The following is a 12286-nucleotide window of genomic DNA, read 5'->3' on the forward strand; positions in this document are numbered from 1 at the left end:
CGCAAGCGAAACCGCCGCCTTCCGGCCCGACTTGGTTGCCACAGGCGAACTTTCGTCAGAGCGGGAAGACGGCGGCTGAAAACGTCTGCAACAGCGGCTAGGGACGCGGCAGCGGCGAGGCCAGGTAGTGCGCCGACACCAGGGTTGGCCAGCTCGAAGGTGAGTCCGAAGTGGACCACGTGCCGAACGGCCTGGTGAAGGCCAGCACCCACGTGCTGCCCTTCTTGCAGGGGATTTCGTCGAGCCGCAGCCCGCCCATCTCCGCCAGCGACTGCACGACGGCCGGAATCACGCCGCCCTGCGAGGAGACGACGGCCCTGCCTTCGAGCGCGGCGACCTCCAGCAGGCGCACGAGACCGGCGTCCGGGTCGGGCCAGTAGCCCTCCTCCGACAGCCGATACTCCTCGACCATCTCCACGGACAGGTCCGTTGCCACGGCCCGCACGGTGTCCGCGCAACGCACCCTGGGCGCGGTGTGGACGCGCACCGGTGCCCACAGGGGCAACAACGTGCGCAGCGCCGCGGCCTGGCGCCAGCCCGCGTCCGAGAGCGGGCGGAGGTCGTCGTCGCCGTCCCACTCGGAACGCTTCCCGGCCTTCGCGTGCCGCACCAGCACGACCAGCAGCAGGTCGGCGGGCAGGCGCGCGAACTCCGCCAGCACGTCCCGGTCCGGTCCGTAGGTCAGCAACTCCGTCGCCTCTGCGATGGGCAGCCACCGCAGTACGTCGACTTCTTCGTTGGGGACGAACGAACCGGAAACGGCCTGCGCGGCGTAGTAGTCGACGGTCTTCGGCACGCCCTTCACGGAATACGACACCTGTCGCAGATGGCGGCCGAGGACACAGGAGAAGCCCGTCTCCTCCTTGATCTCCCGCACGGCGCAGGCGGGAATCGTCTCTCCGTGGTCGAGTTTGCCCTTCGGCAACGACCAGTCGTCATAACGCTGACGGTGCACGACCGCGACTTCGACGTTTCCGTCCGCATCGCGCCAGAGCACCGCCCCAGCAGCTTTGATCACCCAAGAGCTCCGTGCTTGTGCAGCAGTTCCATCTGATGGTCGCGCACGGACGAGCCGTCCGAGGGCGAGGCTTCCCATTCTCCGTCAGAGCGCAGGACCCAGCAGCGGGTGTGCGGGTCGAGCGCCGACTCGAACATGTCGGCCAGTTGCTTGGTCAGCCGCGGGTCGGCCACGCGCAGGGCGACCTCGACGCGGCGGTCCAGGTTGCGGTGCATCATGTCCGCGCTGCCGATCCAGTACTCGTCGCAGGCGACGAAGTGGAAGACGCGCGAGTGCTCCAGGAACCGGCCCAGGATCGACCGCACCTGGATGTTCTCCGACAGTCCCTTGACGCCGGGCTTCAGGCCGCAGATGCCGCGCACGACCACGTCGACGGGCACGCCGGCCTGCGACGCCCGGTACAGCGCGTCGATGACCTGCTCGTCCACGAGCGAGTTCACCTTGATGCGCACACCGGAGGGCTCGCCCGCCTGCGCGCGCTCGATCTCCAGGTTGATCCGGTCGACGATTCCCTTGCGGACGCCGTAGGGCGCGACGAGCAGCGCGCGGTACTCGTCCTGGCGGGCATAGCCGGTCAGGACGTTGAAGAGGTCGGTGAGGTCCGCGCCGATCGTCGGCTCAGCCGTCAGGATGCCGACGTCCTCGTACAACCGCGCGGTCTTCGGGTTGTAGTTGCCGGTGCCGATGTGGCAGTAACGGCGGATCGTCGAGCCTTCCTGGCGCACGACCAACGACGTCTTGCAGTGCGTCTTCAGGCCCACCAGGCCGTAGACGACGTGCACGCCCGCCTTTTCCAGCGCCCGCGCCCACTTGATGTTCGCCTGCTCGTCGAAGCGCGCCTTGAGCTCCACGAGCGCCACGACCTGCTTGCCCGCCTCGGCCGCGTCGATCAGCGCGTCCACGATCGGCGAGTCACCCGAGGTGCGGTACAGCGTCTGCTTGATGGCGAGCACGTGCGGGTCGGCCGCGGCCTGCTCGATGAAGCGCTGCACCGACGTGGAGAACGAGTCGTACGGGTGGTGCACGAGCACGTCACCCTCGCGCAGCGTCGCGAAAACGCTCTTCGGCGTCTCGCGCTCCCCGAACGCCGGGTGCGTCGCCGGCACGAACGCCGGGTCCTTCAACGTCTTGCGGTCGATGCCGTAGAGCTGCCACAGGCACGACAAATCGAGCAAGCCGGGCACGGTCACGACGTCGTGCGGGTCGACCTCCATCTCCCGCAGCAACAGTTCGAGCATGTGCTCGGTCATGTCGTCGGCGACTTCCAGCCGCACCGGCGGGCCGAACCGGCGCCGCGCGAGCTCGCGTTCCAACGCCTGCAACAGGTCCTCGTCGCGGTCCTCCTCGACCTCGAGGTCCGCGTTGCGCGTCACGCGGAACGCGTGGCACTCGATGACCTCCATGCCGGTGAACAGCTCGCCCAGGTGCGCGGCGATGAGTTCCTCGAGCGGCAGGAAGGTCGCGGACGACGACGACCGGTCCCCTTCCACCCGAACGAGACGCGGCACGTTGTCCGGCACCTTCACGCGGGCGAACCGCTCACCGCCGCCCTCGGGATCGCGCACGGTCACCGCGAGGTTCAGCGACAGCCCCGAGATGTAGGGGAACGGGTGCGCCGGGTCGACGGCCAGCGGCGTCAGGACCGGGAACACTTGCTCGCTGAAGTAGTTGGAGAGCCTCAGCCGGTCGTAGTCCGTGAGGTCGCCCCACGTCACGATGCTGATCCGGTGCTCTTCCAGGCCCGGCCGGATGTGGTCGAGGAACGCGCGGGCGTGCTGCTCCACGAGTTCCTGCGAGCGCTTGGAGATCGACACGAGCTGCTCCTGCGGGGTGAGCCCGTCCGCGCTGCGCACCGAGAGACCGGTCTCCGCGCGGCGCTTCAGGCCCGCGACCCGGACCATGTAGAACTCGTCCAGGTTCGAGGCGAAGATCGCGAGGAACTTCGCGCGCTCCAGCAACGGCTGCGAGGAGTCCTCCGCCAGTGCGAGCACGCGGGCGTTGAAGTCCAACCAGGACAGTTCACGGTTGAAATACCGGTCGTCCGGCAGGTCGGTCGGTAGCGCGCTCGACGTCACGGCGGGCGGCGCGGAAGGCACGCCGCGCAACGGGGCGGCGGCCGTGGGCCCCCGTTCGACCTTCGCCCGCGTCGTGGACACTCGCCGGGTCGCCGCGCGAGGCTGCTTGCGCGGGGTCGCCGTTTCCGCTTTCGCACGCGGGGTGCGGCGTCGCGAGGGGGTCGCCTTACCGTCGTTGCCGTCGTCCTTGCTCACGTCACGCATTGTGGCGCACTATCGCCGTGAGCGCCCCCAAGCAGGACGTCCGTCTGGTGAACTCCTCGTCACAGAACAGGCATGCGAAGAGCGGTAACGGCTCCGCCGGGACTACGTTCGAGGGTCACCCGTTGCCCCGGACGCAGCATTCGCCAGCCACCCGCCGTGACGGCTTCGGCACTCACGTCGACGAGAACGCCGTCATCACGCAGAACGACGGCAGAGCCGTCGCTGTTAAAAGTAGACACGGTCGCCTGCACGGACCAGAACCCTAGTGCTGTGCCCGCAATCCTCACCGGCCGCATCCGGCACTCAGCAGGGCACCTCGCGCCACCGACCCCCGCCCCCCATATGCCCGATATGGGGGGCGGGGGTCGGTAACGCGATGCACCCGTCTGAGCGTCGAATGCGTACGGCAAGGGTTAGCGGGCACAGCACCAGACGTTCGGACCTACACGTCTCATTCGCGCCGCTGCCAGGGTCGATCCATGAAGGTTATGGCCACGATCACCGCGGCGACCCTGCTGGCCTTCACCACGGCAGGACTGGCTTCGGCTGCCTCAGCCGAACCCAGAACTCCCCAGGTGGACAAACCACGACTCCAGGCGGCGGCGAAGAACGTCCGCCTGAAAGCCTCACTTCCCGGTACCGAACGGGCCATCTCGATCGCGTTCGCCCAGTACGGCAAGCGCGACGTGGCGTTCGTGAGCATGGAGACCGGGCTCAAGACGTTCGACGTCACCGACCTCGACAAGCCCAAGCTCCTCGACCACCTCACCAAGGAGGAGATGGCGCTGCCGGGCGACGACCCGACGAAGCGCTTCTGGGAGAACGAGGACATCAACGTCGACCCCAAGCGCAAGCTCGCGTTCCTGGCGCGCGAGGTCAACTCGTTCGGGCGCGCACTGCCCGGCGACCGCCCGACCGGCAACTACATCGTGTCCGCTGTGGACCCCGCCGACCTCAAGATCCTCAGTTTTCACCGGCAGAACACCGGCCACACGAGCACCTGCGTCAACGACTGCCAGTTCCTCTGGACGGCGGGACTCGACCGGTCGGACGCCAAGACCGGGCGGATCTTCGTCACCGACATCCGCGATCCGAAGACCCGAAGGAACTTCCGGTCTCCGTCGACGTCCGTGGCAAGGCCGGCGAGGGGAAGATCACGCACGACGTCCAGGTCGACGCGCAGGGAATCGCCTGGGTGGCGGGCGACGACGGCACCCGCGGCTACTACACGCAGGGCTGGCACCGGGACCCGTTGAGCGGCAAGTACCGCGAGGCGAAGGCGTGGGATCCCGTCGCGTACGCGGGCGGCACGGTGCCGAAGGCGGACATGCCGACCTCGTTCACGCACAACTCGTTCCGCCCGATCGGCCGGACTCTGAGCGATGGACCGCAGCCGACGCGGGAGAACCCTGCCGGTTCACTGCTGCTGCACACCGAGGAGGCGTTCGGTTCGCCGACCTGCAAGACCGAGGGCCGGTTCGTCATCTCCTCGCTGCAGGGCACGCACAACGGTGAGGGCTGGGGCGAGCAGCCCAAGGAGATGAGGACCGTCGGCATCTGGAGCCCGGACGACCAGGAGGGCACGATCCCCGGCGACGTCACGTGTTCCGCGCACTACTTCGACGTGCAGAAGAGGATCGTCGCCTACTCCTGGTACAACCAGGGCACGAGGTTCCTCGACATCTCCAACCCCGCCAAGCCGATCCAGATCGGGTACTGGCGGCCGGACACCGCGACCTCGTGGGCGCCGTACTGGCACCGCGACACCGTGTTCGTCGCGGACATCTCGCGCGGCGTCGAGATCCTGCAGCTGGAGAAGGGCGCCTACGAGGCGCAGGCGAGCGGCACTCCCGTGACGCTGACCGCCCACCACGCCAGGGAACTGGCCAGGGAGAGCGACCGGGAACCCGTGCCGCTCGCCCCGAACCCGTTCTACGGCTGGGCCTGCCCGATGGTCGCGAGCCGCGACGACTCGGACTGCGGAGTGGGAGCCTGCGGCGCACCCTGCTGAGCAAGACCTGCCTCGACGGCGGCTTTCGCGCGCTGGCGGGTGATCACGCGGCGGCCGAGGTTGATCATCGGGATCTCCACGGTCGCGTAGAGGACACTCGCCAGCGCCAGCCCCAGCGCCGTGACCACGACGGACTGGCCGAGACCGGACAACGCGGGCCAGAAGAACGCGATGATCGTCGCGGCGATCGTCTGCACCAGGTAGAGCGAGTACGAACGCTCGCCGACGAACTGCATCGGCTTCGTGGACAGGAAGGTCGTGGCCGGTCCCGGCGCGATCATCGCGGTCAGCAGCACCGCCGTCGCGAGCGCGTACACCGGGATGACCAGCACGTGACCGGGAATTCCGTTGATCCCGTCGAGGAAGGCGGCGATCGGCTTCACGCTCAGGTGCACCGCGACGAATCCGATCGCGACGATCACCTGCGCGACCCGGTTCGTGAGCGGGCGCAGCAGGGCGAACCCACGCGGGCTGTGCAGCGCGATCGCGAGCAGCACGCCGGTCAGGATCGAGAAGTAGTGCAGCGGCCAGCCGGGGTTGCTGTGCGACGCGGTGAAGTTCACGACCACGAGCGCGAGCAGCATGCCCAGGACGGCGGCACCGGCGCGGCGGCGCAGCACGACGGTGCCCAGCGCGATCGCCACCAGTGGCCAGACCAGGTAGAACTTCTGCTCGATGCCCAGCGACCAGGACTGCCCGTACGGGCTGCCGCCGGCGAACTCGTTGGTGAACGTGAGGAAGTACTTGAGCGCGGAGCCGATCCCGTTGCTGACGAACGTGCCGTAGAGCGCCGAGGCGGCGACCGTCACGAGCAGGATCACGAAGTAGACAGGCAGAATCCGGAACGCCCGCCGCAGGTAGAACTCACCGAGCGAGATCTCGCCGGTCCGGTGCTCCTCGCGCAGCATCAGCGTGGTGATCAGGAATCCGCTGAGGACGAAGAACATCTGGACACCGGCCCAGCCCTGGAGCCAGTCGGGGCCGCCGTAGTGGAAGAAGACGACCAGGACCGCGGCAATGGCACGCAGGCCGTCCAGAGCGGGAAAGCGGCGCAACGCCAGGTAGTCGGCGTGCGTCAGTGAAGTCATGCAGGTACACCTCGGGGCAATGCGTCGGGGAACGACGTCGGGGGATACGTCGTTTGCAGCAGGGGATACGGATGTAAAGGTGCCGGGGTTCCCCGTTGCGTTGCCTAAACCAACACTTTCGTGGCGTTCGTCACGGCCTTAACACCTGCTCAGCGGTGAAAGCTCCGAGAGCGGCGCGGTGGCCGCGACGCGCCATCCTTGCTGCGTAAGCACTCCGCCGTGGACTTCCAGCCAGTACGCGCCGTCGGTCATGCGCAGGGTCGCGCCGCTGCGCATGTCCGTGACGTGGGACGACCCCGAGACCCATGACACGAAGTCCCCGCTGACCCGCGGGAACAGGATGCCCTCGCTCGTCGGCGTGAGCTTGATCCCGGCCAGGTCACGGGGTTCCGGCCAGCCGTCGCGCCACCCGCGCAGCTTGTCGCCCTGCGTCCACACCACCGTGCGGCCGTCCGATGCCACGCTGGGGCCGGGGGTCGCGTTCGCCAGCTGTTCCGGCAGCGCTCCCTCACCGCGGAACTTCCCGCCCTGCTGCCAGATGACCGCGTCGCCGAAGAACACGGGAGTCTCGCCCTGGCCGACGATCCTGTCCTTCTTCTTGGCCAGGTCGTAGAAGTGCACGCCCGCACGGTCCGACCAGGCGGCTTTGCCGTTGTGCACCACGGCACCGTAGCCGCCGATCTCGGCGGGTGCGCCGTCGTTGCGCGAGTCCCACGCGTAGGTCGTCGTGGCGAGGTTGGCCGGGTTGGGCGTGGTGGAGAACGTCACCCAGCGGCCGTCGAACTCGACGCCGAACACCTGCCCGTCGTTCTGCATCGCGACCACCTGCTGGCGTTTGCCGTGGTCGCGCAGCACAAGTTCGGTAGTCCTGTTGCGTGTGGTCTTCACCAGCGTCGTGCCGCCGTCTGCGTCCGCCGCGACGACGGTGACCTTCTCGTGCGAGCCCGCCTCTGTCGACGTGCGCGACAGCCGGTCCTTCCAGTCCTGGGGCAGGTCCACCCCGCACGTGCTGAGGTTGTTCTCCGCCCGGTAGTCCGGTGGACGGTCGATCGGATAGGCGGCCACACAGCCTGCGAGCGCAGTGACGCCCGCCAGCGCGATGAGCGCTCGCATCAGTCTCCCCAAGTCGTGATCACCCGGGAAGACGCGTGAGGACTGCTCAGGTTGTCCAGGCGGGCAAGGCGTTCGCGGTGTGCGTGCCGAGGCCGAGCATGAGCGCGAGCCGCAGATCTTCTTCCGTGTCCACGTCACAGCGCAACGACGGCCACGCGCCGATCAGCGCGACCGCACCGGAAACCCGGTGGTGCCCGGCCGACCCGACGCCGAACCTCGGGTCGAGTTCTCCGCCAGGTGCCGCGAGGAGCAACGTCGTGCCGGTGCCCTGACGGTCCGGGACGAACGCGCGCCGTCCGGCCGAGGCTTCGAGCGCGGCCTGCAACTCGTCGGGCCTGAGCGCCGGCAGGTCCGCCTGAAGCGCGCCGATCCGGGACGACCGGAGCGTGCGCGCGCCGTGCCGCAAAGCCGCGTTGAGTCCGGGCTCGGCGGGCTCCGGCAGCGACTCGACACCGAGAGCGGCCATTTCGGACGCGACGGCCGGGTCCGATGTGATCGTGACCACTCGGCGGACACCGGGGGTGGCGATCGCCGCGCTCACCGTGTCGAGGGCGAGCGCGAGCGCCAGCGCCGCGTGCGACACCGGATCTCCGCCGGTCGCGCTGGTCAGCCTGGTCTTGGCCCTGTCGAGGGTCTTGACCGGGACCACTAGGTCAACTTCATCCCGCACCTAGTCATAGTCCACGATTCGGCGACTACTGTGCTCTCGGGCGCAGATCTACGCAGGTAAGGAGAGGCCTCGTGGCCAAAAGGGAGAAGGGCGGCTTTTGGGTCGGGGTCGCCGCGGCGATCGTCTACCCGATGTCGTTCGTGCTGGGCAGGCACCGGATCCTGCACGGGGACCGCATCCCGCGCCAGGGGGCGGCCCTGCTCGTCATGAACCACATCTCGCACCTCGACCCGTGCTACGACGCCGTGTTCGTGCACCGCAACTACCGGGTGCCGCACTTCCTGGCGAAGCACAGCCTGTGGAACGTGCCGATCATGGGCCGGATCCTGAAGGGCGCGAACCAGATCCCCGTCTACCGGGGGACCACGGACGCCCAGCAGAGCCTGCGCGAGGCGCACAAGGCGCTGGCGACCGGTCAGATCGTGGTGATCTACCCCGAGGGCACGATCACCAAGGACCCCGACGGCTGGCCCGCGAACTCGCGCACCGGCGTGGCTCGGCTGGCGTTGCAGCACGACGGCCCGGTCATCCCCGTCGCCCGCTGGGGCACGCTCGACCTCTACAACCACTACGCGAAGAAGTTCCGGCCGTTCCCGCGCAAGACGATCACGCACTTCGTCGGCGAACCGGTCGACCTCTCCGCCTACCGCGGCAGGGAGGAGACGCTCCCGATGCTGCGCGAGGTCACGGACCTGCTGATGGGCGCGGTCAAGGAGCACCTGGCCGAGGTGCGTCAGGAGCCGGCCCCCGAGGGCTTCTACGGACCGAGGAAGGCCTGAACACCATGGCGATCGAACGTGTTGCGGTGCTCGGCTCCGGTTCGTGGGGCACGGCCTTCGCGAAGGTCATCGCGGACTCCGGTCCCGAGGTCGTGCTGTGGGCGCGGCGTCAGGACGTCGCCTCGGAGATCACCGAGACCCGCGTGAACTCCGGCTACCTGCCCGGCATCTCGTTGCCGGCCAACCTCGGCGCCACCTCCGATCCGGCCAAGGCGCTGGACGGGGCGGACGCGGTGGTGCTGGCCGTGCCGTCGCAGACGCTGCGGGTGAACCTGTCGGCGTGGAAGGAACTGCTGCCGCCGGACGCGACGCTCGTGTCGCTGTCCAAGGGTGTCGAGCTCGGCACGCTGAAGCGGATGAGCGAGGTGATCCGCGAGGTCGCCGGCGTCGACGAGTCGCAGGTCGCCGTGGTGTCCGGGCCGAACCTGGCCAAGGAGATCGCCGTCGAGCAGCCGACCGCGACCGTCATCGCGTGCACGGACCACGACCGCGCGGTCGACCTGCAGCACGCGTGCTCGAACTCGTACTTCCGCCCGTACACCAACACCGACGTGGTCGGCTGCGAGCTGGGCGGGGCGTGCAAGAACGTCATCGCGCTGGCGTGCGGCATGGCCGCGGGCATGGGCTACGGCGACAACACGATGGCGTCGATCATCACCCGCGGCCTGGCCGAGACGGCACGGCTGGGCGCCGCTCTGGGCGCCGACCCGCTGACGTTCGCGGGCCTCGCCGGACTGGGTGACCTGGTCGCGACGTGCGCGTCGCCGTTGTCGCGCAACCGGTCCTTCGGCGAACGGCTCGGGCGTGGCGACACTCTCGCGCAGGCGCAGGAGGCCGCGCACGGACAGGTCGCCGAGGGCGTGAAGTCCTGCTCGTCGATCCGCGAACTCGCGGCGGCGAACGGCGTCGACATGCCGATCACCGAAGGCATCCACCAGGTCTGCCACGACGGCCTGAGCGTGCGGGACCTCGGTGCCGCGCTGCTGGGTCGCGACCGGAAGCACGAACGCCAGTGAGCCCCGAACTCGGTGACGGCACACGGGTCGTCCACGCGGTTTCCGGCGAGCCGGGAGATCCGTTCGGCGCGCAGCCGGTGTTCGCGTCGGCGTACCACCTGGGCGGCGAGGACTACTACGGCCGCGCCGGCAACCCGACCTGGCGGGCACTCGAATCCGCCCTGGGGTCGTTGGAAGGGGGCGAGTGCGTCGTCTTCCCGTCCGGGATGGCGGCCATCTCGACGTTGCTGCGGACGGTTCTGTCCACTGGGGACACTCTGGTCGTCCCGTCGGACGGCTACTTCCTGACCCGGAAGTTCGTGTCCGAAATGGACGTGAACGTGGTCGAGGTGCCTACGGCAGGGCCGTACCCGTCCTTCGAGGGCGTTCGGCTGGTTCTCCTGGAGACGCCGTCGAACCCCGGCCTGGACGTCTGCGACATCGCGTCGCTCGCAGAGGCTGCCCACGCCGCGGGTGCGTTGCTGGCCGTGGACAACACGACCGCGACGCCGTTGGGGCAACGGCCGCTGGAGCTGGGCGCGGACGTCGTGGTGGCTTCGGACACCAAGGCGGTCGCGGGTCACAGCGATGTCCTCTTCGGACACGTGACGCTGGCTTCTCCCGAGCTGGCGGCGAAGGTGCGGGACGCGCGGACGATGAGCGGCGCGATCGCGGGCCCGTTCGAGACGTGGCTCGCGTTGCGCGGCCTGGGAACCCTGGACCTGCGGCTCGCGCGGCAGGCGGAGAACGCCGCCGCGATCCACGCGTTGCTCAAGGGCCGGGTGGCGAACCTGCGTTGGCCGGGCGCGTCGGACGATCCCTCGTACCTCGTGGCGGCGCAGCAGATGCGGCGGTTCAACGGCGTGCTGACGTTCGAACTGCCGGACGTGGCCGCCGTCGAGAAGTTCCTGTCGCGCTCGAAGCTCGTCTCGGCGGCGACGTCGTTCGGCGGCCTGCACTCGACCGCGGACCGGCGGGCCCAGTTCGGCGACCCGGTGCCCGAGGGCCTGGTGCGCTTCTCGGCCGGCTGTGAGGACACTCGAGACCTGGTCGCGGACGTGTCCCACGCTTTGGGACTGGATTGACGGAGGGTCCCGTTTTCGGGACCCTCTGCTCCATGTCCTTCAACGCATGTTGCTGTTGTACCTGGCGATAGTCCCGCGTCCTCTTTTCGCGCACTCGCCTGGTTAGGACTTTTCCCCGATGTTCGCCGTTCCCGAGAACAGCGTCGTTCTGCCTGAAAACACCCAGCTGCTGCACCCCGTCCGGGTGGCTTTGGCGTGGGCGGCCGACCGCGACCGCTGGAAGCACCTGCTGCGCTACGACCCAGAAGAGCGCTTCTCCGCGCTGGTCGACAAGACCGGTGACCAGGAGATCTGGCTGATGAGCTGGCTCCCCGGCCAGGTCGCGTCGCTGCACGACCACGACCACACCTCCGGTGCGTTCACCGTGGTCAGCGGCCTGCTGACCGAGGTCGTGACCACGAAGATCCAGGTCGTGCACACGCTGCACACCGGTCAGTCCCGCGTGTGGGGCCCTGGCTACGTGCACCAGGTGCGCAACGACGGTGTGGATCCGGCCGTGTCGATCCACGTGTACCGCCACGGCACACGCGCCATGACCCCGTACCGCTACGACCCGGTCAACGGCCCCGTTCGCTGACGTGCGGCGGGATCGCCCTGTCCGTCTCGTGCGGCACCGGCGCGCCCCACGACTGGATGAGTGGCATGTGTCCGGCCCACACGAGGTTCGCTTCGAGGTCCGACGGCTCCTCGCCCGGCCCGCCGGCGCGCACCTTGACGCTGGCCTCGGTGAGGTCGATCTCCAGGGCGGCCGTCTGCGCGAGCTCCTTCTTGGACGGCTGCCGCGCGTAGTCCCAGCTGCCCGGCGTCACGTGCTCGACGATCGTGCGCAGGGCGTGCGAGGTGTCCTCGGCGATCTTCGCGGTGCCGTGGATGATCGCCGACCGGTAGTTCATCGAGTGGTGGAACACCGACCGTGAATAGACGACGCCGTCCACCAACGTGACCGCGACGCAAACCTGCTTGCCCTCGAGCATGCTCCTGATGGACCGTGAGCCCGTCGACCCGTGCAGGAAGATGGTGTTGCCGTCCCGCCCGTACGCGGTGGGGATGAGGAACGGCGCCCTGTCGACCTCCACGGAGAGATGGCACACCATGCCCGCGTCGAGGATGTCGTAGAGCACCTGGCGGTCTTCGACGGCTCGCTTCTTGCCGCGGATCACGGTGCTGCGCGGGGTGGGGGAGAGCTGCACGTCAGAGGTCATGTCTCTACTGTGCGCGCGGAAGTGGCATCATTGAAGCGCCATTTCT

At 68.6% G+C, this 12286-nt stretch carries 12 protein-coding genes; 6 read left to right on the plus strand and 6 right to left on the minus strand.

Annotated features, from left to right (window positions below):
• Positions 1-97 precede the first annotated feature (97 nt).
• Both ACH413_RS43035 and ACH413_RS43040 read right to left on the minus strand, forming a co-directional pair.
• The gene (locus ACH413_RS43035) at positions 98-1015 is read right to left on the minus strand and encodes an NUDIX hydrolase (RefSeq protein ID WP_360048575.1); all 918 of its coding nucleotides are present in this window, start codon (positions 1013-1015) and stop codon (positions 98-100) included.
• Positions 1015-3297 carry an RNA degradosome polyphosphate kinase gene (locus ACH413_RS43040; protein WP_360048548.1) on the minus strand — a complete coding sequence of 761 codons (2283 nt, stop codon included), beginning with the start codon at positions 3295-3297 and terminating at the stop codon, positions 1015-1017. The genes ACH413_RS43035 and ACH413_RS43040 overlap by 1 nt, the downstream gene beginning before the upstream one ends.
• A 479-nt stretch (positions 3298-3776) precedes the next feature.
• Here ACH413_RS43040 and ACH413_RS43045 point away from each other — a divergent pair, with 479 nt between their 5' ends.
• Both ACH413_RS43045 and ACH413_RS43050 read left to right on the plus strand, forming a co-directional pair.
• Positions 3777-4553 carry a hypothetical protein gene (locus ACH413_RS43045; protein WP_360048547.1) on the plus strand — a complete coding sequence of 259 codons (777 nt, stop codon included), beginning with the start codon at positions 3777-3779 and terminating at the stop codon, positions 4551-4553.
• Complete coding sequence (locus ACH413_RS43050) at positions 4493-5308, plus strand: hypothetical protein (RefSeq protein WP_360048545.1); 816 nt, start codon at positions 4493-4495, stop codon at positions 5306-5308. Before ACH413_RS43045 ends, ACH413_RS43050 begins: the two co-directional genes overlap by 61 nt.
• Here the strand turns inward: ACH413_RS43050 and ACH413_RS43055 are convergent.
• From ACH413_RS43055 to cofC, 3 genes are all read right to left on the minus strand, one after another.
• Positions 5230-6396 (minus strand): acyltransferase, encoded by a 1167-nt coding sequence (locus tag ACH413_RS43055; RefSeq protein ID WP_360048543.1) that lies wholly within the window; start codon positions 6394-6396, stop codon positions 5230-5232. The two genes, ACH413_RS43050 and ACH413_RS43055, sit on opposite strands and share 79 nt — an antisense overlap.
• Before the next feature lie 138 nt (positions 6397-6534).
• On the minus strand, positions 6535-7509 hold the full coding sequence (locus ACH413_RS43060) for a hypothetical protein (protein ID WP_360048542.1): 975 nt from the start codon (positions 7507-7509) through the stop codon (positions 6535-6537).
• A 46-nt stretch (positions 7510-7555) separates the two neighbouring features.
• A complete protein-coding gene (gene cofC, locus ACH413_RS43065) occupies positions 7556-8179 on the minus strand; it encodes a 2-phospho-L-lactate guanylyltransferase (RefSeq protein WP_360048540.1) in 624 nt (207 codons plus the stop codon).
• Positions 8180-8250: 71 nt separating this feature from the next.
• On the opposite strand from cofC, the gene ACH413_RS43070 reads away from it, so the two are divergent.
• The 4 genes from ACH413_RS43070 to ACH413_RS43085 all read left to right on the plus strand — a co-directional run bounded on the left by ACH413_RS43070 (position 8251) and on the right by ACH413_RS43085 (position 11615).
• Entirely contained in the window at positions 8251-8958 is a 708-nt protein-coding gene (locus ACH413_RS43070; protein WP_360048538.1) for a lysophospholipid acyltransferase family protein, read from the plus strand.
• Positions 8959-8963: 5 nt separating this feature from the next.
• Positions 8964-9974, plus strand: a complete 1011-nt coding sequence (locus ACH413_RS43075) for an NAD(P)H-dependent glycerol-3-phosphate dehydrogenase (RefSeq protein ID WP_360048536.1) — start codon at positions 8964-8966, stop codon at positions 9972-9974.
• Positions 9971-11038, plus strand: a complete 1068-nt coding sequence (locus ACH413_RS43080; RefSeq protein WP_360048534.1) for a cystathionine gamma-lyase — start codon at positions 9971-9973, stop codon at positions 11036-11038. Before ACH413_RS43075 ends, ACH413_RS43080 begins: the two co-directional genes overlap by 4 nt.
• A gap of 118 nt (positions 11039-11156) precedes the next feature.
• The gene (locus ACH413_RS43085; RefSeq protein ID WP_360048532.1) at positions 11157-11615 is read left to right on the plus strand and encodes a cysteine dioxygenase family protein; all 459 of its coding nucleotides are present in this window, start codon (positions 11157-11159) and stop codon (positions 11613-11615) included.
• On the opposite strand, the gene ACH413_RS43090 is transcribed toward ACH413_RS43085, so the two are convergent.
• Entirely contained in the window at positions 11596-12240 is a 645-nt protein-coding gene (locus ACH413_RS43090; protein ID WP_360048531.1) for a pyridoxamine 5'-phosphate oxidase family protein, read from the minus strand. The genes ACH413_RS43085 and ACH413_RS43090 overlap by 20 nt on opposite strands.
• Positions 12241-12286: the final 46 nt, after the last annotated feature.

Origin of the sequence: Lentzea sp. NPDC020367, assembly GCF_044387305.1 — a bacterium.
Taxonomy (GTDB): domain Bacteria; phylum Actinomycetota; class Actinomycetes; order Mycobacteriales; family Pseudonocardiaceae; genus Lentzea.

What these genes read in the sequence shown, in the direction of transcription:
- ACH413_RS43055 (WP_360048543.1), bottom strand. Translation starts at nt 6,396, where the DNA reads ATGACTTCACTGACGCACGCCGACTACCTGGCGTTGCGCCGCTTTCCC.
- ACH413_RS43085 (WP_360048532.1), top strand. Translation starts at nt 11,157, where the DNA reads ATGTTCGCCGTTCCCGAGAACAGCGTCGTTCTGCCTGAAAACACCCAG.
- ACH413_RS43075 (WP_360048536.1), top strand. Translation starts at nt 8,964, where the DNA reads ATGGCGATCGAACGTGTTGCGGTGCTCGGCTCCGGTTCGTGGGGCACG.
- ACH413_RS43045 (WP_360048547.1), top strand. Translation starts at nt 3,777, where the DNA reads ATGAAGGTTATGGCCACGATCACCGCGGCGACCCTGCTGGCCTTCACC.
- ACH413_RS43060 (WP_360048542.1), bottom strand. Translation starts at nt 7,509, where the DNA reads ATGCGAGCGCTCATCGCGCTGGCGGGCGTCACTGCGCTCGCAGGCTGT.
- ACH413_RS43040 (WP_360048548.1), bottom strand. Translation starts at nt 3,297, where the DNA reads ATGCGTGACGTGAGCAAGGACGACGGCAACGACGGTAAGGCGACCCCC.
- ACH413_RS43090 (WP_360048531.1), bottom strand. Translation starts at nt 12,240, where the DNA reads ATGACCTCTGACGTGCAGCTCTCCCCCACCCCGCGCAGCACCGTGATC.